General features: G+C 69.4%; 19 protein-coding genes. 2 read left to right on the top strand and 17 right to left on the bottom strand.

Annotated elements, in window-relative coordinates; translation table 11 throughout:
- Positions 1-5: 5 nt before the first annotated feature.
- The 3 genes from rlmD to H4F99_RS10995 form a co-directional block, all read right to left on the bottom strand.
- Positions 6-1,322, bottom strand: coding sequence for a 23S rRNA (uracil(1939)-C(5))-methyltransferase RlmD (gene rlmD, locus H4F99_RS10985; RefSeq protein WP_182669793.1), 1,317 nt, complete (start codon positions 1,320-1,322; stop codon positions 6-8).
- Between the two features lie 73 nt (positions 1,323-1,395).
- Positions 1,396-2,016 (bottom strand): DUF1318 domain-containing protein, encoded by a 621-nt coding sequence (locus H4F99_RS10990; RefSeq protein WP_182669794.1) that lies wholly within the window; start codon positions 2,014-2,016, stop codon positions 1,396-1,398.
- A 25-nt stretch (positions 2,017-2,041) separates the two neighbouring features.
- On the bottom strand, positions 2,042-3,949 hold the full coding sequence (locus H4F99_RS10995; protein ID WP_182669795.1) for a hypothetical protein: 1,908 nt from the start codon (positions 3,947-3,949) through the stop codon (positions 2,042-2,044).
- A 186-nt stretch (positions 3,950-4,135) separates the two neighbouring features.
- Between H4F99_RS10995 and H4F99_RS11000 the strand changes: the two genes are divergently transcribed.
- Positions 4,136-4,885, top strand: coding sequence for a response regulator (locus tag H4F99_RS11000; protein WP_246371844.1), 750 nt, complete (start codon positions 4,136-4,138; stop codon positions 4,883-4,885).
- Here H4F99_RS11000 and recO read toward each other — a convergent pair.
- The 9 genes from recO to rpoE all read right to left on the bottom strand — a co-directional run bounded on the left by recO (position 4,855) and on the right by rpoE (position 13,702).
- Complete coding sequence (gene recO, locus H4F99_RS11005; RefSeq protein WP_182669797.1) at positions 4,855-5,625, bottom strand: DNA repair protein RecO; 771 nt, start codon at positions 5,623-5,625, stop codon at positions 4,855-4,857. The genes H4F99_RS11000 and recO overlap by 31 nt on opposite strands.
- An 18-nt stretch (positions 5,626-5,643) precedes the next feature.
- Positions 5,644-6,552, bottom strand: a complete 909-nt coding sequence (gene era / locus H4F99_RS11010) for a GTPase Era (protein ID WP_182669798.1) — start codon at positions 6,550-6,552, stop codon at positions 5,644-5,646.
- Between the two features lie 52 nt (positions 6,553-6,604).
- Positions 6,605-7,267, bottom strand: coding sequence for a ribonuclease III (gene rnc, locus H4F99_RS11015; RefSeq protein ID WP_425488020.1), 663 nt, complete (start codon positions 7,265-7,267; stop codon positions 6,605-6,607).
- Positions 7,254-7,631 carry a DUF4845 domain-containing protein gene (locus tag H4F99_RS11020; protein ID WP_182669799.1) on the bottom strand — a complete coding sequence of 126 codons (378 nt, stop codon included), beginning with the start codon at positions 7,629-7,631 and terminating at the stop codon, positions 7,254-7,256. Before H4F99_RS11020 ends, rnc begins: the two co-directional genes overlap by 14 nt.
- Before the next feature lie 45 nt (positions 7,632-7,676).
- Positions 7,677-8,468, bottom strand: a complete 792-nt coding sequence (gene lepB, locus H4F99_RS11025; RefSeq protein WP_182669800.1) for a signal peptidase I — start codon at positions 8,466-8,468, stop codon at positions 7,677-7,679.
- 169 nt (positions 8,469-8,637) lie between these two features.
- On the bottom strand, positions 8,638-10,434 hold the full coding sequence (gene lepA, locus H4F99_RS11030; protein ID WP_182669801.1) for a translation elongation factor 4: 1,797 nt from the start codon (positions 10,432-10,434) through the stop codon (positions 8,638-8,640).
- Between the two features lie 138 nt (positions 10,435-10,572).
- Positions 10,573-12,108 carry a Do family serine endopeptidase gene (locus tag H4F99_RS11035; RefSeq protein WP_182669802.1) on the bottom strand — a complete coding sequence of 512 codons (1,536 nt, stop codon included), beginning with the start codon at positions 12,106-12,108 and terminating at the stop codon, positions 10,573-10,575.
- A gap of 74 nt (positions 12,109-12,182) precedes the next feature.
- Positions 12,183-13,064 (bottom strand): sigma-E factor negative regulatory protein, encoded by an 882-nt coding sequence (locus tag H4F99_RS11040; protein ID WP_182669803.1) that lies wholly within the window; start codon positions 13,062-13,064, stop codon positions 12,183-12,185.
- On the bottom strand, positions 13,061-13,702 hold the full coding sequence (gene rpoE / locus H4F99_RS11045; RefSeq protein WP_182669804.1) for an RNA polymerase sigma factor RpoE: 642 nt from the start codon (positions 13,700-13,702) through the stop codon (positions 13,061-13,063). Before rpoE ends, H4F99_RS11040 begins: the two co-directional genes overlap by 4 nt.
- Before the next feature lie 283 nt (positions 13,703-13,985).
- On the opposite strand from rpoE, the gene H4F99_RS11050 reads away from it, so the two are divergent.
- The gene (locus H4F99_RS11050) at positions 13,986-16,037 is read left to right on the top strand and encodes a 3-hydroxyacyl-CoA dehydrogenase NAD-binding domain-containing protein (protein ID WP_182669805.1); all 2,052 of its coding nucleotides are present in this window, start codon (positions 13,986-13,988) and stop codon (positions 16,035-16,037) included.
- Between the two features lie 57 nt (positions 16,038-16,094).
- On the opposite strand, the gene H4F99_RS11055 is transcribed toward H4F99_RS11050, so the two are convergent.
- The 5 genes from H4F99_RS11055 to pabC all read right to left on the bottom strand — a co-directional run bounded on the left by H4F99_RS11055 (position 16,095) and on the right by pabC (position 20,142).
- The gene (locus H4F99_RS11055; protein WP_182669806.1) at positions 16,095-16,445 is read right to left on the bottom strand and encodes a PilZ domain-containing protein; all 351 of its coding nucleotides are present in this window, start codon (positions 16,443-16,445) and stop codon (positions 16,095-16,097) included.
- A gap of 64 nt (positions 16,446-16,509) precedes the next feature.
- Complete coding sequence (locus tag H4F99_RS11060; RefSeq protein WP_182669807.1) at positions 16,510-17,544, bottom strand: DNA polymerase III subunit delta'; 1,035 nt, start codon at positions 17,542-17,544, stop codon at positions 16,510-16,512.
- The gene (gene tmk, locus H4F99_RS11065) at positions 17,541-18,182 is read right to left on the bottom strand and encodes a dTMP kinase (RefSeq protein WP_182669808.1); all 642 of its coding nucleotides are present in this window, start codon (positions 18,180-18,182) and stop codon (positions 17,541-17,543) included. The genes H4F99_RS11060 and tmk overlap by 4 nt, the downstream gene beginning before the upstream one ends.
- Entirely contained in the window at positions 18,179-19,264 is a 1,086-nt protein-coding gene (mltG, locus tag H4F99_RS11070) for an endolytic transglycosylase MltG (protein ID WP_343064200.1), read from the bottom strand. The genes tmk and mltG overlap by 4 nt, the downstream gene beginning before the upstream one ends.
- Positions 19,261-20,142 (bottom strand): aminodeoxychorismate lyase, encoded by an 882-nt coding sequence (gene pabC / locus H4F99_RS11075; protein WP_182669809.1) that lies wholly within the window; start codon positions 20,140-20,142, stop codon positions 19,261-19,263. Before pabC ends, mltG begins: the two co-directional genes overlap by 4 nt.
- Positions 20,143-20,145: the final 3 nt, after the last annotated feature.

The raw sequence follows: 20,145 nt of genomic DNA on the forward strand, positions 1-20,145 counted from the left end.
CGGCCTCAGCGGGGTTCGAACAAGGCAATGGACTCGACGTGCGCAGTGTGCGGGAACATGTCCATCACGCCGGCGGCCTTGAGTTTCCAGCCCTTCTCGTTGACCAGATAGCCCGCGTCGCGCGCCAGCGAAGCCGGATGGCAGCTGACATAGACGATCCGGTTGAACTGCTTCAGCGGCAGCACGGAGAGCACGAAGTCCGCGCCCGAGCGCGGCGGATCAAGCAGCAGCTTGTCGAAGCCTTCGCGCATCCACGGCTCGGACGACAGGTCCTTGGCCAGGTCGGCGGCGAAGAAGCGTGCATTCGACAGACCATTGTGCGCCGCGTTCTCGCGGGCGCGCTGCACCAGGCCTGGTTCGCCCTCGACACCGACCACCTCGCGCACCTGGCGTGCCAGCGGCAGGGTGAAGTTGCCGAGACCGGCGAACAGGTCGAGCACGCGCTCGCCCGGCTGCGGATCGAGCAGGTCGAAGGCATGCCGGATCATCTTGCCGTTGAGCCCCGCGTTGACCTGGATGAAGTCCAGTGGCCGGAACTTCAGCTCGACGTCCCAGTCCTCGAGCCGGAACGACAGCGGCACGTCTTCGGGATACAGCGGATGCACGCTGTCCAGGCCGCCGGGCTGCAGGAAGATCGCGAAGCCCTGCGCCTTTGCGAACGCGACGAGCGCCTCGCGATCGCGTTCGGACAAAGGCTGGAGATGGCGGAAGGTCAGCGCCACCGCATCGTCGCCGGCGATGAATTCGATCTGCGGGATGTCCCGGCGGGCTTCGAGCCCGTCGACCAGCGCGGACAGCGCGCCCAGCTTCATCCCGATCGCCGGAATGACGGTGTGGCACTCCTGAAGGTCGGCCACGAAGCGCGGATCGGTCTCGCGGAAGCCAACCAGGGTCTTGTCCTTCTTCTCGACGCGCCGCACCGAGAGGCGTCCCTTGCGGCGATAGCCCCAGCTCGCGTCGGTCAGCGGCGCCAACCAGCGTTCGGCGCTGACGTGCCCGATGCGCTCGAGATTCTCGCGCAGCACCCGCTCCTTGGCATGGATCTGCTCGTCCTCGGCATAGTGCTGCAGCGCGCAGCCACTGCAGGTCCCGAAGTGCGGGCACTTCGGGACCACACGCTCCGGCGCGGCCTCGAGGACTTCAAGGGTGCTGGCCTCGTCGAAATTGCGGTGGCGACCGGTCCGCGTAGCCACCACGCGCTCCCCTGGCAAAGCACCGCGGATGAAGACGGTCTTGCCATCGGCGGTGCGGGCAACGCCGCGACCGTCGTGGGTCAGGTCGGTGACATGGGCTTCAAACGGCGTGCGGTCGAGTCGGGCCACGGGCTGGCATCAGGCTGGCGGGGGCAGAACCGCCTATTGTCGCAGATGGCGCCCGGACCGACGACCGATGGGGCTACTTCTGCTTCCAGCTGCCGCCGCTCTGGTACCACCAGCCCGGCCGGGCGCTGGCGATCCACTGGCGCGCGAACACGTCACGGATCTGTCCTTCCCATTCCGGATGGCCGTTGGCGACCGCCACCTCGCGGTAGACCGCCTTGCGGTCGCGGTTGTCGTCGGCCACCGCCTGGTTCACCGCGACACGGTCCTTCAGCGGCAGCTTCGCCGCATCACGCACGACGATGGTGCCGTCCTCTGCGAAACCCAAGGCGCCGGCGTCGAAGCCGGCGCGCAACTGGCTGTTGAAGCGTTGCGCCATGCGCGCCTGGATGGCCTGGATGGCCGGGGTCTGGATGGAGATGTCCGGCTGGTTCTGGGCCTGGGCGCTGCCCACGCCCACCAGTGACCACCAGTCAACCCGCGCGGCCAACGCAGCGACGGGATGTGCCTGCCGGGGCTCGATACGCGACTGCGGATCGCCTTCGGGCACGACGACCGGCACGGCCTCGTCGCCGATCACCTTCTCGACGAACTCCTGCGCGGCCTCCCGCGCCTCTGCGGCCGGGAAATACACATTGATCGTCACGCAGGCCGTCAACACCACGGCCGCCAACGGGGCACCCAACCATCGACGCATGCTCGCTCCTCCAGCGTTCCTCGGATCAATCCACCACGGGCGCGACCTCTCCGCTGCCCACCGCGGCCAGCCGTTCGACCAGCGTGGGCCAGTGTACACGGCGGTTGTAACCGACCACCGTGAGGCGCGGCACGCCCGAACCTTCGACGATAGTGAAACCGCGTCCGTCTGAACGCAGGCCCTGCATCTCGCAGACCTCGTCCGCCAGGGTGCAGCCGATACCGATCCGGGCGTAGCCGAAGTCGTCGAACAACCCGATCAGCTGCCCCTGCAGGCTGCCCATGAACGACGCGTCGCCCACGCTCGACAGGTCCTGGACGGCGCGCTGGCTGATCCGCTGGCGGACGCCGCGGGTCTTCTCGGTATGGAGTTCGGCATCGAACGCGACCGGCGACCAGTCGAGCAGGCGCAGATGGTCGATGCGTCCATGCAGGCGCCCGCTGATGCTGCCAAAGCCGAACACGCCGGTCAGGGACTCGAGGTCGAGGCCGTCCAGCGCGATGTCCGCCGACAATGTGGGCAGCACCCCGAAGGGCCGTTCCATGGAAAGCGAGGACACCGCCACCTCCCCTTCGAAGAGTTGCATGCGCAGCCCACCGTCGAGCGCGAGCCGGTCGTCTGCGTAATGCGCCTGCGGGATCCGTCCGCTGAGCTGGCCGTTGAACGCCGGCCAGCCCAGGGCGCCGCTCAGCGTCGCGATGTCGAGCGCCTCCAGCGCCAGCCCGAAGCGCACGTCGAGCCCGCCCTGCGCTCCCGGCGGCCGGATCCGGATGTCCTCGACGCGCATGCGCCCGTCCAGCACATCGAGCACCACGTCACCGCGGCCGGCCAGCACGCCGCCTGCACTGGACAGCGGCAGTTCGCCCGGGCCGAAGTGGATCCCGTATACATCGAGCCCCGCCCAGCGAACCCCGCTCGCGACGGAGGGGCCGCTCGAGAACCGCGCCTCTCCCTCCAGGCCCTCGAACGCGAAGCGGCCGCGCGGGTCCGCGATACCGGCTCGCTGAAGCTCCAACACTGCCGATTCCAGCCCCGCCGCGTCGAGCCGTACGCTTCCCTGCGCCCCACCGGACAGACGGATGTCGGCCAGGCCGAGCACGCCCAGCCAACCGCCGAGGTAACTCTCGCCGAGGCCCTGCAGCGATTCGCTCTCGAAAGCGGCCTCCAGCCCGGCCAGGCCGCCGTCCGCGGCCAGCTCGGCACGGCCGCGGGCGTCCAGACGATCGCCGTCGTGCCACTGCAGGCCCTCAAGGGCCCATCCGCCGCCGTCGACGCGGCGCGCCCCGATCTCGATGGGAACGTCACGATCGGCCAGGCTCACGTAGGCATTGCCGAACAGCATCTCGCCGCCATGCAGGACGCCGTCCACCTGCACTCGGGGATCGGCACCGAACCGGCCTTCGACGTTCAGGTGCGCCCCCAGCCCGCCCGCGGCGACCCGGCCATCGGGCGTGTCGAGCGCGAACGCCTCGAGCGCCAGGTTCGCGGCGACGCCCAGGCCGTCATCCTGCCCCGAGTCGACCCGCACCTCGCCCTCCAGGCGGCCCTCCCCCAACTGCACGTCGTGCCAGGCCGTCTCGGCCAGCGCCTGGGCCCACCGCGCCGGGACGTCTCGCAGATCGATACGCGTGAGCTCCGGAGAGGCGGCGGTGCGGTCCAGCGACAGCCGCGCACGTCCGCGCTGGAGCACCACCGACGTGGTCGCCTCATCGAGCCTGATCGCGAGCCGCGCGCTTCCGCTGCCTTCCGCGCGCACGGGCCCCTCGCATTGCCAGCCCGTACCTGACCGCTGCAGTGGACACCGCCACTCCAGCCGACGGAACCGATACCCCAGCGCAGGCGCGTGGGCGACACCTGCGGTCAGCCACAACTGCCCGGCATCCGCGCCCGTTGGCCACTCCAGCCGGACATCCACGTTCTCAAGGACAGCCACCGGCGAATCCACGCGTGCGACATGCAGCCGTGCCGTGCGCGCGTCGGCCGATCGTGGCATGCAGGCGAGCAGCAGCGTACCTGCAAGAAAGACTCGGGTTGCCAGGCAGCGGGACATGGCGCCAGCATACCGCCCTGCCGCGAACGCCCGGCCCATGGACGCCATCACGCGCAAGGAGACGCATCGTTGGAGACACTCCGCATCCTGCTGGTCGAGGACGACCCCACCAATCGCGGGTTCCTCGCCCATGTCCTCGAAGGGCTTCCCGCCTCCGTCCATGTCGCGGACTCTGTCCGCGCCGCGCTGTCCCAGGCACGCGCCCGCGCGCACGACCTCTGGCTGTTCGATGCGCGGCTCCCCGACGGCTCGGCCGCGTCGCTGCTGCAGCGTCTGCGCGAGATGGGGCTCGACACGCCTGCCCTGGCCCACACGGCGGCGTCCGATACGTCTGAGCTCGAGGCACTGCGCGGGGCCGGATTCGAGACGGTGCTGCGCAAGCCGATTTCTGCCACCGCGCTCCGCGATGCGGTTCGTTCAACCCTGTCCAGAGGCGTCCACGCCGACGCGACCGCGCATGGATCCGGCAGCATCCCCGCCATACCACGCCGCGAACGCCTGCTGTGGGATGACGTCGCTGCGCTCGAGGCGCTGAACCACCGTCGTGACCACGTGGTCCACCTGCGCGGTCTGTTCCTCGATGACCTGCCGGGCACCGCGGCATCCTTGTCCCGCGCATGGCGGGAAGATGCCTTCGATCGCGTCGTGGACGGATTGCATCGCCTGCGTGCCGCGTGCGCCTTCGTGGGCGCCGCGCGTCTCCTCGATGCGGTGGAGACCTGGCAGCGCGATCCTGCGCAGCCCGTCGCCCGCGAGGCCTTTGAACAGGCGCTGCGCGACACGCTCGATCACGCGCCGGTGGATCGCGAGCCGGCCTGAGACTCCCCGTTGGATCTCCGAAGAACGCGCCCAAGCTCTTCGAACAGCGTCCACGAGCGGAGCCGGCGGGGGCCCAGGTGATGGGCGAGCACCTCGCGCAGGGGGCGTCGCAACGAGGCCAGCCCTTCGCGTTGCGGCGGGCGATCCGCTGCCAGTGCCAGCAGCGCTTCTCCGGTCGCCGTGCCCTGCCGGTCCGAATGCCCACGGTCGACCACCTGCCGCCGCGGACCGTGCTCGGGATCCAGCCGGTAGCGCGCAGCCGGATCGATCGGCTGGCCGTCTCCGTCGCAATGCCATTCGAAACCGACCCCCAGCGCGTCCAGCAGGTCCCGCTCGTAGCGTCGAAGCGACCAGGCCAGCGGGTCGCTGGAACCCAGCCGGTGCCTCACGCGTGCATAGGCATCGAACAACTCGGGTTGGGGCACCTGCCTCGGAGCGAGCTGCAGCGTGAGTTCATTGACGTAGAACGCGGCCAGCGCGGCGTCGCCCGTCAGGCGAAGACCGGCATCGCTCGCTTCGGCAGCGACCAGCCGAGCCAGCTCTCCGCGCGAGACGGCATCGAAGCGGATGGCCTGCAGCGGTTGCAATGCAGCGCGAAGCGGGTGCCGCTTGCCGCCCTGCACGCCGCGGGCAAGGAGCCCGATGCGGCCGTGGCCTTCCGTCAACACCTCGACCAGCAGGCTCGTTTCGCGCCAGGCGCGCGCGTGCAGGACAAATCCGGGCTCGCCGATCAGGCGCATCGCAGATGTCCGACCGCCTCAGTCCCTGTAGCCGAAGGCGCGCAGCGCTGCTTCGTCGTCGGACCAGCCCTGCCTCACCCGCACCCAGGTTTCCAGGAACACCTTGCAGCCGAACAGCCGTTCCATGTGCTGGCGGGCTTTCGCGCCGATATCACGCAGGCGCTCACCGCCCTTGCCGATGACGATCGCTTTCTGGCCGTCGCGCTCGACCCAGATCACCGCACCGATGCGGTACAGCGCCCCATCCGCTTCGAACCGCTCGATCTCGACCGTCGTCGCGTAGGGCAGCTCCTTGCCCAGTTGGCGCATCAGCTGTTCGCGCAGCATCTCGCCTGCGAGGAAGCGCTGGCTCCTGTCGGTGATCTCGTCCTCGCCGTAGAGCGCGGGCTGCTCGGGACACAACGCCAGCACGTCCTTCACCAGCGCTTCGAGGCCCTTGCGCTTGAGCGCGGAGACCGGGTGTACGGCGGCAAATTCCCGGCCTTCGGTCACCTTGGCCAGGTACGGCAGCAGTGCGGTCTTGTCCTTCTGCCGGTCGACCTGGTTGACCACCAGGACCACCGGCAGGCGTGCGCCATGCAGGGCCTGGTAGGCGAACTCGTCCGCCTCGTCCCACTGGCCGGCCACGACGACCAGCAGGGCTGCGTCCACCCCCTCCAGAGCCCCGCGCGCGGCGCGGTTCATGGAGCGGTGCATGGCGGAGGCGGTGGCCTTGCCCTGGTCGCGATGCAGGCCCGGCGTGTCGACCAGGACCAGCTGGCCCGCGTCGAAGCTGGCGATGCCCAGCAGTCGGTGGCGCGTGGTCTGCGGGCGGTTCGAGACGATGCTGACCTTGGCCCCCACGAGGGCATTGGTGAGGGTCGACTTGCCCACGTTGGGGCGGCCGATGACCGCGACATGGCCGGCGCGATAGACAGGGGTGCTCATGACGGGATTGTACGGCGCGGAGAGCGGGAGCGCCGGAACCGGACGTCCGGGTTCAGCCTTCCAGCAGTGCGAGCGCGGCTTCGGCCGCACGCTGCTCGGCCGCACGTCGCGATCCGCCATCGCCTTCGGTCTCCACCTCGGGCTCGGCCAGGCGGCAGCTGACCCTGAAGGTCTTGGCATGTTCCTCGCCCGATTCGGACAGCAGCGCGTACACCGGCAAGGGCTTCCTGCGTCCCTGCAGCCATTCCTGGAGCCGGGTCTTGGCATCCTTGCCGACCTTGTGCGGGGGCGGCATGCGCGCCATCGCGCCCTCGAACCAGGGCAGCACGCGGGCGCGACAGGCGTCGAAGCCCGCGTCGAGATAGATCGCTGCGACGATGGCCTCGACCACGTCGGCCAGGATGGAGTCCCGCCGGTGCCCCCCCGACTTCATCTCCCCGGGGCCCAGGACCAGGCGATCGCCCAGCTCCAGGTCCCGGGCGATCGAGGCCAGCGACGACTCGCGGACCAGTTCGGCGCGGGCACGGGTCAACGCCCCCTCGTCCACCTTGGGCCAACGGTCGAACAGTGCCTCGGCGACCAGCAGGTTGACCAGCGCGTCGCCCAGGAACTCCAGTCGCTCGTAATGCGGCGCCCCGGCGCTGCGATGCGTCAGCGCCTGCCTGAGCAGCCCCGGGGATCGGAACGGATGCCCGATGGGGTCAGTCGATCCCACCGCGATTGATCTTCTGCTTCGCGGTGAAGTGACCCACCACGTCGAGATTGCCGATCAAGGGCTTGCGCACCTCGTAATCCACGGTGATCTCCCAACCGGCATCCTTGCGGGCGATCTTGAAGTCGTCTTTCTCCACGTTCTCGGCATAGCTCACGTAGAGCCGCCGGAAGAACAGGTCGCGGATCTTTGCCGGGTCGGCCACCTGGACCTCGGCGTCGGTGCTCATCTCGGACAGCGCGCGCTTGACGGAGTAGTACTCCGAATACATGGGGATCAGCTTCATGCCCATGTAAATGAACACACCGGCGACCGCCAGCACGATGATGAAGCCGATCAGCGTCATGCCACCTTGCATACGTTTCATTGCAGAACTCCCCTTTTATGGACCTTGCCCCACCCGACGCGAGCGTTACCGGATACTGTCTCCGATCCTGGACCACTGGACCCCACCGTCCCAGCTCATCCAGATCAGGAACGCCTTCCCACGGAGGTTTTCCTCCGGCAGGAAGTGCGACTGCCAGTAGCGGCTGTCCTCGCTATTATCACGATTGTCGCCCATGACGAAATAGTGCCCCGTTGGCACTTCCCACTCGCCGTCGCCCGGGTCGCGGAACGGGAGCGCCGTGCGCTCCAGCACCCGGTGCTCACGGCCCTCCAGGTTTTCGGACAGTTCCGCGGCCCCCGTCATCTCGCTGCCGCGACCGTGGCCCTGGTAGGTGCCGATCGGCGTGTAGTGCATCGCCTCGCCATTCACGAACACGGTGTTGTCGCGATAGGCGATTCGGTCGCCCGGCAGGCCGACGATGCGTTTGATCCAGTCCTGGTCCGGATGGTGGGGGGGCCGGAACACCACCACGTCACCCCGGGCCGGCGCGCCGATGGGGACCACCTTGGTATTGGTGATGGGCAGACGAAGCCCGTAGCTGAACTTGTTGACCAGGATGAAGTCGCCGGTCAGCAGGGTCGGCATCATGGAGTTCGAGGGAATCCGGAACGGCTCGGCAAGGAAGCTCCGCAGGACCAGCACCACCAGCAGCACCGGGAAGAAGGCCTTGGAGTAGTCGACGTACCACGGCTCATCCTCGTCCGTGAGCAGGCTGGCCCCGGCGGCACGACGACGGGCCAGGACCAGCGTATCCAACAGCCAGACCAGGCCCGAGACCAGGGTCAATGCCACCAGGGCGATTTCAAACCAGCGCATGCGTGCTCCTTGGCGGCATGGATCGGGGATCTTCAGGGCATCGCGGCGCGCGATGGGTACGTGCCCGCGAGTGTGCCCCACGGAGGATAGCCGGGGGCGTCCCGTTCGTCATGGCATGGCACTCCCCCGTCCGGGACGGGCGCGCGAAGGCAGGCACGAAGGTCCGCCCCTACTTGTTGCCGTCGGTCTGCAGCACCGCCAGGAAGGCCTCCTGCGGAATCTCGACGCGTCCCACCTGCTTCATCCGCTTCTTGCCTTCCTTCTGCTTCTCGAGGAGCTTCTTCTTGCGGCTGATGTCGCCGCCGTAGCACTTCGCGAGCACGTTCTTGCGCATCGCCTTGACCGTGGTGCGCGCGATGATCTGCGAGCCGATCGCGGCCTGGATGGCCACGTCGAACATCTGCCGGGGGATCAGCTCCTTCATCCGCTCGCACAGCTCGCGACCCCGGCGGTCCGCATGGCTGCGGTGGCAGATGATGCTCAGGGCGTCGACCTTGTCGCCGTTGATCAGGATGTCGACGCGAACGAACGGGCCCGGGTCGAAGCGCAGGAAGTGGTAGTCGAGCGACGCGTACCCACGGCTCACGGATTTCAGGCGGTCGAAGAAGTCGAGCACCACCTCGGCCATCGGCAGCTCGTAGCTGATCTGGACCTGGCTGGCCATGTAGGTGATGCCGATCTGGCTGCCGCGCTTCTCTTCGCACAGCGTGATGATCCCGCCGATGTAGTCCGGCGGGGTCAGGATGTTGGCGCGGATGACCGGCTCGCGCACTTCGTCGACCTGGTTCACCGGCGGAAGTTTGGCCGGGTTGTCCATCGGCACCACGGTGCCGTCGGTCTTGAGGACCTCGTAGACCACGGTTGGCGCGGTGGTGATCAGGTCGAGGTTGTATTCCCGCTCAAGCCGCTCCTGCACGATCTCCATGTGCAGCATGCCCAGGAAGCCGCAACGGAAACCGAAGCCCATCGCCTCGGAGCTTTCCGGTTCGAAGCGCAGCGCGGCGTCGTTCAGGCGCAGCTTCTCGAGGGCCTCGCGCAGGTCCGGGTAGTCCTCGGCGTCGACCGGGAACAGGCCGGCGAACACGCGCGGCTGCATCTCCTGGAAGCCCGGCAGCGGCTTCGGCGCCGGGTCCGCGGTCAGGGTCAGGGTGTCGCCGACGGGTGCGCCGTGGACGTCCTTGATGCTGGCATTGACCCAGCCCACCTCGCCCGCGCCCAGCTTCGACAGCTCCTTGCGCTTGGGGGTGAACACGCCGACGTTGTCGACCTGGTGGCTGCGCCCGGTCGACATGACCGTGAGCTTGTCGCCCGGCTTGATCTCGCCCTGCATGACGCGCACCAGCATGACCACGCCCAGGTAGTTGTCGAACCAGGAATCGATGATCAGCGCCTGCAGCTTGTCGGTGTCGCGCGGCTGCGGCGGCGGGATGCGGTTGACGATCGCCTCAAGCACGTCCTGCACGTTCAGGCCGGTCTTGGCGCTCACCGCGACCGCATCGGCGGCGTCGATGCCGATGACCGCCTCGATCTCGGCCTTCGCCTTCTCGATGTCCGCAGTCGGCAGGTCGATCTTGTTGAGGATCGGCACGACCTCGAGGCCCTGCTCCACCGCGGTGTAGCAGTTCGCGACGGACTGCGCCTCGACGCCCTGCGCGGCGTCGACCACCAGCAGCGCGCCCTCGCAGGCCGCCAGCGAACGGCTGACTTCGTAGCTGAAATCGACGTGGCCCGGGGTGTCGATGAAGTTCAGGAAGTAGGTCTGGCCGTCGCGCGCGGTGTATGGGAGCGACACCGACTGCGACTTGATGGTGATGCCGCGCTCGCGCTCGATCGGATTGTTGTCGAGTACCTGCGCTTCCATCTCGCGCTCGCTCAGGCCTCCGCACAGCTGGATGATGCGGTCGGCGAGCGTCGACTTGCCGTGGTCGACGTGGGCGATGATGGAGAAATTTCTGATCTGCTGCATGCGGACGGGGGACCGGTCAAGCCGGGGCCGGCGCCAGAAGATGGGCCGGACCGGGGATGGGCGCAAAGGTTAACGCGCGATTATCGCATGGCGACCGGGGAACCGGGCCCGTCCGCCCGGTTCCCGCGGTGCGTGGGTTCAGCCCTTCCCGTCGAGCGTCACCGCGCGGTACTGGGTCAGGCCGTTGCGGCTGCGGACCAGCAGCATCGCGGTGTCGCCGCCCTCCAGGCCCCGCAATGCGCGGTCCAGGCTGGCAGGCGAATCCACGGCCTCGCTGCCCACCGACAGGATCACGTCGCCCGGGCTGATGCCGGCCGCACGGGCCGCCGCACTCTCGACACCCGTGACCAGGACGCCCTCGTCGTCGTTCAGGCCCAGCTGCGCCCGCTGCGCTCCACTGAGCCCCTGCGTGCCCAGACCGAGCGGGTTGCCGCTGGCCGGGCGCGCCTGCGAGGGGGCGCCCGCTGCTTCGCCATCGTCGTTCGCCGCGACCAGCTCGCCTTCGAGGGCGTCGAGCGTCACGCTGACCTCGCGGCTGCGCCCGTCGCGCATCACGGTCAGGTCGACCTTCGAGCCCGGCGGACGGGCACCGATCAGCGGCGGCAGGTCGGCCGCCGACCCGACGCGCTTGCCGTCGACCTCCCGGATCACGTCCATGCGGCGGATGCCGGCCTTGTCGGCCGCGCTGCCCGGCTGCACGTTGTTGACCAGCGCGCCGGCGGTGTCGCTGAGCCCCAGTGCTTCGATCTGCTCGGCCAGGACGGGCTGGATGTTCACGCCCAGCATGCCGCGGCGCACGCTGCCGGTGGTCTTGAGCTGCTCGGCGGCGTTCATGGCGAGGTCGATCGGGATCGCGAAACTGACCCCCATGTAGCCGCCCGAATTGGAGAAGATCTGGCTGTTGATGCCGATCACCTCGCCGCTGGTATTGAGCAGCGGGCCACCCGAGTTGCCGCGGTTGATCGCCACGTCGCTCTGGATGAAGGGCACGTACTGCTGGCCGGAATAGGGGTTGCTGCGGCCGACCGCACTCACGATGCCGGCGGTCACCGAGTGGTCCAGCCCGAACGGCGAGCCGATGGCGACCACCCACTGGCCGGGCCTGGTCAGGTCGGCATTGGCGATGCGCAGGAACGGCAGCGCGCTGGCATCGACCTTGAGCAGGGCGACATCGTACTGCTCGTCGGTGCCGATCACCTTCGCGGGGTATTCGCGGCTGTCCGACATCGACACCGTGACGGTATCGGCACCGTCCACGACGTGGTGGTTGGTCAGCAGGTAGCCGTCCGCCGAGATCAGGAAGCCCGTGCCCTGCGAGACGCCACCGCCTTGCGGCCCCCGGGGCGCCTGCGGCAGCTGGTCGCCGAAGAACCGGCGGAAGAATTCCGGAATCTGGTCATCGGGCACGCCTCCGCGGGCCGCTCTCCGGGGTGCGATCTCAGCCCGGATGCTGACGACGGCAGGACCCACCTGTTGGACCAGGCGGGTGAAATCGGGCAGCCCGGACACCAGCGGCGCAGCCGGCGTCTGCGCCGGCGCGGGCGCGATGGAGCTGCCTTGGGCTCCTGTATCGGTTCCTGCATCCGCCGTGGCGGGAGGCTGCGCGGTGCAGGCCACCGGCAAGGCGGCAGCGATGAGTCCGGACAAAGCGATTGCGCGAAGCGGTCGGTTCATGGAATCGGCCTCGTGTGGAGGGAAACGGAAGAGGGGGAAGACCGCCCGGCCCGTTGGCGCCGGACGGTGGCCTTTCAATGGGTCCGCGGGGGTGGCTCGACGGGCGTCGAGGACGGAGGCGGATCCGCCTCGTCATGCACCCGGGGGTCGAACGGATAGAACGACGCAGGCGCCGCTTGGCCGTATTCCACGGTGAAGCCGCGATCGCCGTAGCCCGGCAACACCGCCTTGGGCCAAGGCCTCGCCTGCTCGCCCGCATCCATCCGGGGCGCCTGGAAGGGATCCTCCGGGATCGGCGTGCCGGCCTCCGCGATGACACGCTCCGCCGTGGCAGGCGCCACGGTTCCAGCGGAGGGAGCCACGGCCGGCGGGGCGGGATCTTCGATGCGTGATCCGGCGATGCGTGATCCGGGCGCCTCGACGCGTTCCCGTCCAGCCACCCTCCCTCCGGTCGAGGCGACGACAGCCGCATCCGCACGCTCTGACTCCACGCCCGGAAGCACGCCTGGAACCTCCGCAGCAGCCACCGCCGGGCGATCCGATGGTCCCTGGGAAGCGAGTCCGGAGGCCGGGGAGACCGGTTCATCGCCCGGACGCACCACGAAAAGCGCCGCCACCGCCACGGATGCCGCGAGTGCCGCCCCAGGGATCCACCGCCGCGCCCCGCGCGCACCGGAACCACCGCCCGTTCCGGTCCCCGCCAGCAAAGCGGGGGCCGCGCGTTCGTCTTCCAGCGCCAGCGCGACACGCGCGCCAAAACCGGCAGGTGCCACGCCCTGCGCCTGCTGCCGAAGCACGTCGCCGCTCAGCTGCCAGCGACCGACCGTCTCGCGCCAGGCGGCATCATGCTCGAGTCGCCGGTACGCGAAGCGTGCGGCGTCGCCATGCAACTCGTCGTCGAACAGGGCGCACAGCGCCTCCCGGTCGTCGGAATGGGGCGTCGTCGTGGATGTCATGAGGCTCGGGGCTCCCGCTCGGAGGTATTGTCCAGCAATGGCCTGAGCTGCTCGTCGATCGCCTCGCGCGCGCGGAAGATCCGCGAACGAACGGTGCCGATCGGGCAATCCATCTGCCGGGCGATCTCCTCGTAACTCAGGCCTTCGACTTCCCGGAGCGTGATGGCATCCCTCAACTCCGGGGGCAGCGACTGCACCGTGTCCATCACGGTCCGTTCCACCTGCTGGCGCATGAGTTCGTGCTCGGGCGTGTCGGTGTCGCGGAGCCGGATGCCTCCATCGAACTGCTCGGCGTCGACCGCGTCGACGTCATCGGTCGGCGGGCGGCGGTTCTGGGCGACGAGATGGTTCTTGGCGGTATTCACGGCGATCCGGTGCAGCCAGGTGGAGAACTGGGCGTCGCCCCGGAAATTGCCAAGCGCGCGATAGGCACGCATGAAGGTCTCCTGGGCCACGTCCTGGCACTCGCTCCAGTCGGACACGTAACGTCCGATGAGCCCGACGATCCGATGCTGGTACTTGCGCACCAGGGCATCGAAGGCCGCGCCATCGCCCTGCTGGACCCGGCGGACCAGTGCCTGGTCCAGCCCGCTGTCCCGCCCCTGGGCGTCGTCTTGAGCAAGTTTCTGTTCGGCCATGCCGCGCCGGCACTCCTGTCAGCTCGGCCTTGGCCGAACAATGGGACACGCCCGTGGGAGAAAAGTTCAATCCCTGTCATTAATGGGGGCGGCAGGGCGCGCCGCAAGCGTGGATCGTCATGGTGGCCCCGGCGCCCGCCGCATCCCGGAGCCGGACCGCTGCACGGGACTTTTACGGTGGCCACGGGACAATGACGCGGTATCGTCCCGCCGTCGCGCATTTGACGGCGATGGAACGCCCCCGGGATGATATCGCCCTTCCATACGTTAACGGATGGTGTACATGATCGCTGGCCTCGACGGTCTCCGCTTCCAGCACTGGCGCACGCGGCTTCGCGACGATGGCGTGCTGGTCCTCGCTTTCGACCGTGCCGACGCATCGGTGAACACGTTCGCCCAGGACGTGCTGATCGAACTGGACGGCCTGCTGGAGCGGCTGGCGATGGATCCGCCCAAGGGCCTGGTGCTCGTGTCCGCGAAGGACAAGGGGTTCATCGCCGGCGCCGACATCAAGGAGTTCGCGAGCTTCGGCGAGAAGGGCACGGTGGGCGATGCCATCCACCGCGGCCAGCAGGTGTTCCAGCGCCTGTCGGAACTGCCCTGCCCGACCGTCGCGGCGATCCACGGGTTCTGCATGGGCGGCGGCACGGAGATCGCCCTGGCATGCGACCAACGGGTCGCAAGCAACGACCCGTCCACGCGCATCGGCCTGCCCGAAGTGAAGCTCGGCATCTATCCGGGCTGGGGCGGCAGCGTGCGGCTCCCGCGCCTGGTCGGCGCCCCGGCGGCCTTCGACATGATGCTGACGGGCCGGACCCTGTCCGCCTCCGCGGCGCGCGCGATCGGGTTGGTCGACAAGGTGGTCGACGCCCCCCTCATCGAGGACGAAGCGGCGAAGCGCGCGTTGCGGGGGGGCGTGCGTCCGCTCAGGCAGCGCGCGCTCGGCTGGATCACCAATACCTGGCCGGTCCGCCAGGCGCTGGCGCCGATCCTGGCCCGACAGGTCGCGCGAAAAGCGCGCAAGGACCACTATCCGGCCCCCTACGCGCTCATCAACACCTGGAAGCGCGCCGGTGGCGGGATCCAGACCCTGCTGGCCGCGGAGCGGAAGTCGGTGGTCAAGCTCGCGGGCACCGCGACGGCCCGCAACCTGATCCGCGTGTTCTTCCTGCAGGAGCGCCTGAAGGCGCAGGGCAGCCAGGCCCACCGCATAGCCAGGGTCCATGTCGTCGGGGCCGGCGTGATGGGCGGCGACATCGCCGCGTGGTCGGCCTACAAGGGATTCGAAGTCACCCTCCAGGACCGCGAGCAGCGGTTCATCGACGGGGCGCTGGCACGCGGTCGGGCGATGTTCGACAAGAAGGTCAAGGACGACGCCAGGCGCGAGCAGACGCATGCACGCCTGCGTGGCGACCTGGCGGGCGACGGCGTTGCGGAAGCCGACCTCGTCATCGAAGCGATCATCGAAAATCCGGAGGCCAAGCGGGACCTCTACGCGACCGTCGAGCCGCGCCTGAAGCCGGACGCCCTGCTGACGACCAATACATCGTCGATCCCGCTCTCCGAGCTTTGCGAGCAGCTCCAGCACCCGGCCCGCTTCGGCGGCCTGCATTACTTCAACCCGGTGGCACTGATGCCGCTGGTCGAGATCATCCACCACGACCGGTTGGCGGACGAGACGCAGCAGCGGCTGGCGGCGTTCTGCAAGGCGATCGGCAAGCTGCCGGTGCCCGTCGCCGGAACGCCGGGCTTCCTGGTCAACCGCGTGCTGTTCCCCTACATGCTCGAAGCCGCGACCGCGTATGCCGAGGGCATCCCGGGGCCTGCGATCGACAAGGCCGCGGTGAAGTTCGGCATGCCGATGGGCCCCATCGAACTGATCGACACGGTCGGCCTGGACGTGGCGGCGGGCGTCGGTGCCGAGCTCGCGCCCTTCCTCGGCCTCGAGGTACCCGCTTCGCTGGGAAGCGTGGAGCCGGGCAAGCGGGGCAAGAAGGACGGCCAGGGCCTCTACCGGTGGTCGGAGGGCAAGCCCGTCAAGCCGGAGCTGCCGAAGGACTACAAAGCCCCCGCGGACCTGGAGCACCGGCTGGTCCTGCCGCTGCTCAACGAAGCGGTGGCATGCCTGCATGATGGCGTGGTCGCCGACGCGGACATGCTGGACGCCGGCGTGATCTTCGGCACGGGCTTCGCGCCCTTCCGGGGCGGCCCGATCCAGTACGTCCGCGACGCCGGTCCGGAGGCCCTGCTGGAGAAGCTGAAGGCGCTGCAGGCCGCGCATGGCGCGCGCTTCGCGCCGCGACCGGGCTGGGACAACCCCGCGCTCAGGGCCTGAACGACGCAGGCGGGCCAAGGCCCGCCTGCCTGATTGGCCACACGGTGACCACCGGGGCTACATCGTGAAGGTGGCCCGATCCGACTGCAGCTGGCCGGCCAGCAGCGCCTCGATCTTGCCGCGAACGACTTCGGCATCGTGGCCCTCGTTGAACTGCACCCCGACCCCGGCCGGCCGGTTCCCCTGCGCCCCCAGCGGCGTCACCCAGACGACCTTGCCCGCGACCGGCATGCGGTCGTTCGACTCCGGCAGCGTCAGCATCAAAAAGACCTCGTTGCCGATGAAGTAGCGGTTCGGCGTCTGCACGAAGATGCCGCCGCCGCGCAGGAACGGCATGTAGGCGTTGTACAGCTGCGCCTTGTCCTTGATCGCCAGGGTCAGGATGCCCTGTCGCCCTTTGCCACTCATCCGAATGTCCCCTGTTCGAGCCTGTCGATTGCGTCGTCCGCGTCCTGCATGGCGGTCTCCTTGTTCAAACCCCCTGGCGTCGCGCACGTTTGCGCCACGCCAGGAGCAGTTCCACGACCGCGAGGTCCGCGCGCACCGTGGTGCGCAGCAGGTCGCGTGTCCGGTTCGCCTTGTCGAACCACTCCGCCAGACTGCTCGCCGCGGCCGGGTCGGTCAAGCCCGAGGCATCCGCCAGCGCCAGGTCGGCGGCATGCCGCAGCCGCAAGGCGAGGCCATCGTCGGCGCTCCACCGCTGGGCGACTTCAGCCGGTGACGCGCGCCCCTTGCCCAGCGCGGCAAGGTCGCCGGCGACCTCCCGGCGCAAGGCCAGTCCATCGCCGGTCAGCCAGGCGTCGGCGAGGCCCGGGTGTCCGCGTGCGGCGTCCAGCGCCTCGCATGCGTCGCCCGCATCGTGCCCGCGCCCGACAAGCCAGGCCTCGGCTTCGTCCCGCGGCGGCAGGTGGAACTCGATTCGCTGGCAACGGCTGCGGATGGTGGCCGGGAGGCGCCCGGGCTGCGCGCTCAACAGCCAGAGGTAGCGGCCGGATACCGGCTCCTCCAGGGTCTTGAGCAGGGCGTTGCCGGCGGCGGTGTTGATGGCGTCCGCCGGGTCGAGCAGCGCGACCAGCGCCGTCCCGTATTGGGGCGTCAGCGACAGCCGCTCGGACAGCTGGCGGATCTGTTCGATGACGATTTCAGTACGCATCTTCGGCGGTCGCGCCTTCTCGTTGAGCACGTGGCCCACGAAGACCGCATCCGGATGGCCCGGGCGACCGAAGGGATGTGCCGGCAGGCCGTCCGGCCGCGTCTCCACGGGGTCGAGCTGGTGACGCTGCGCGAACAGCTCGCAGGCCCGGCAATGCCCGCAGGCATCCTGCCCGGGGGCACGATGCTGGCACAACACGCGCTGCGCGAGCCGCTCAGCGACGACCCGCTTGCCCAGCAGGGCCGGCCCGCAGAACAGCAGCGCATGTCCCAGGCGACCTGCATCGAGCGCGGCCGCCACGCGGTCGTATACGCGCTGCTGCCACGGGGCCAGGGCGGTGCGCGGCGGACTCATGCGCGGTTCGCCTGGATGTGCGCGGACAGCAGCCCTTCGGCGAGGTCGCCGACGATCTCCCGCGGCTGGCTGGCGTCGATCACACGGATGCGCCCGGGTGCCGCGCGCGCACGTTCAAGGTAGCCGGCCCGGACGCGCTCGAAGAAGGCGGTGTGTTCGGACTCGATGCGGTCCATCCCACCACGCCCCTGGATGCGGGCCAACCCCACCTCGACCGGCACGTCAAGGAGGAGCGTCAGGGCGGGCTCGATGCCGACGACCCGGCGTTCGAGTTCCGCGATGAAGCCTGCATCCAGGCCCCGGGCGGCGCCCTGGTACGCATAGCTGGCATCGCTGAAGCGATCGCTCAGCACCCAGGCACCGCGCTCGAGTGCAGGCAGCACCGTTTCCCGCACATGCTGGGCACGCGCGGCGAACACGAGCAACAGCTCGGTATTGGCCGCGGGTGCCTCATGGTCCGGATCGAGGAGCAGGCGGCGGACCTGTTCGGCCAGGGGCGTGCCCCCGGGTTCGCGCGTCACGACCACTTCATCGCCGGTGGCGTGCAGCCGTTCCGCAAGGCGCTCCAGCACGGTGGACTTCCCGGCCCCCTCGCCTCCCTCGAGACTGATGAAACGGGGCTGGCGGTGCAGGCTCACGGGGACTCCGGGCCGGTACCCGCGGCGGTCCCGGCGTCGGCCTCGCGGGCCGCGCGATAGCGACGCAGGTAACGCACGACCGCGGCGTTGTGCTCGGCGAGAGTCCGCGAAAAGGCGTGCCGGCCACTGCCGTCGCCCAGTGCCACGAAGTACAGCGCCCCGTCATCGATGGGGTTCGCGGTGGCCTCGAGTGCGCCGGCGCTGGGCATCGCGATCGGCGTCGGGGGCAGGCCGCCACGCGTGTAGGTGTTGTAGGGCGTGTCGGTGTCCAGGTCACGCCGCCGGATGTTGCCATCGTAAGCGGAGCCGAGTCCGTATATGACCGTCGGGTCGGTCTGGAGCTTCATGCCGATGCGCAACCGCCGCTCGAACACCCCGGCGACACGGGGCCGCTCGCTGGCGATCCCGCTTTCCTTCTCCACGATGGAGGCCAAAGTCAGCAGCTCATCCGGCGAACCCAGGACGCTGTCGTCGCTTCGCGTGGCCCAGGCGGCATCCAGCGCCTCCTGCATCGCCGCATGGGCCCGACGCAACAGATCCAGGTCGCTGTCGCCGCGGGTGTAATGGTAGGTCTCGGGCAGGAAACGCCCTTCGGGATGCTGGCCTGGCTGGCCCAGGGCCGCCATGACCGCACCGTCGTCCAGGTCCTCGATCTCCTGCTCCAGCAGCGACTCGCGGGCCAGCGCGGCACGCAGTTCGCGGAAGGTGCGCCCGGGGATGATCGCGAAGGCATGGCGGACGACACGCCCATCGCGCAGGGCCGCCAGGATGTCACGCGGCGTCATGCCGGGGTCGATCGCGTACTCGCCCACCTGCAGGCGCCCCGCGGCACCCATCTCGCGCGCGAGCAAGCGCCACTCGGCTTCATGCCCGCCGCGGACGCCGAGCGCGCGGAGCTTGGCCAGCACCACCGGCAACGAGTCGCCACGCTCGACCAGCAACGCGGCCGGCGCTTCGATTCCATGGACCGGGATGCCCGCGAAGGCCTGGTAGCGCTGCCATGCCCAGAACCCGGCCAGGGCCGCGAGCAGGACCAGCAACAGGATCAGCACGCCGATGCGGCGCAACAGGTTTCGACTCACGGGGTCTCCAGGGCGAACGCGGGAACATCGGCGGCGAACTGCGCGCGCAGGGCTTCCAGCCGTGGATGGCGCGCCCAGCACCGCGTCGCCAGCCGTGCCACGGGGAGGATACCGCGCACCGCGTTGCACAGGAAAACCGCGTCGGCAGCTTCGACGTCCCGGGGCGCCATGACCGCCTCGCCGGCAGGCGCGTGGGCGAGCACCCAGGCGCGGCAGATGCCGGCGACCCCGCAACCGGTCACCGGTGGCGTCCACCATTGCCCGTCGCGCAACACGAACAGGTTGGCACTGGTGGCACTGATGACATCACCCGCCGTACTGAGCATGAGTCCTTCGTCGCTGGGGCGCTCATCGCTGGAGGGCGCGTCGGTGCCGGGCATCCCGGCCTCCGCGCGCGCCAGCACCTGTTCAAGCCGGTTGCAGTGCTTCAGTCCGGCGAGGCCCGGCTGGATGGCCAGCCGGGTGTGGCACCAGCGCACCCGCAGCCCGGCTTCGGGCGGTGCTGGGGGCAAGGGGTGCCGCGAGACGACCCACGTAGGCACGGCGGCATGCGGCGGTGCGTAGCCCCGGCCGCCGACGCCACGGGTCAGCAGTACTTTGAGTACCGCGTCTTCGCCCCGCAGCAGCGCGCACGCGACATCCCGCACCTGGGCCTCCTCCGGCACCGGCAGGCCCAGGGCCCGGGCACCGCGACGCAGGCGTGCCCAATGCGCGTCCCACCAGGGGGCATCGCCGCGGTGTGCGCGCAGGGTTTCGAACACACCATCGCCGTAGGCGAGGCCGCGATCGGCAGCGTCGATGGCCTCGACCTCGCGTTCGCCGCGAAACACCCTGGCGACGGGGGTGGCGGTCGAGTCCCGTTGCTGTCCCGTGGCCATGGG

Origin of the sequence: Marilutibacter penaei (assembly GCF_014145395.1) — a bacterium.
Taxonomy (GTDB): domain Bacteria; phylum Pseudomonadota; class Gammaproteobacteria; order Xanthomonadales; family Xanthomonadaceae; genus Marilutibacter; species Marilutibacter penaei.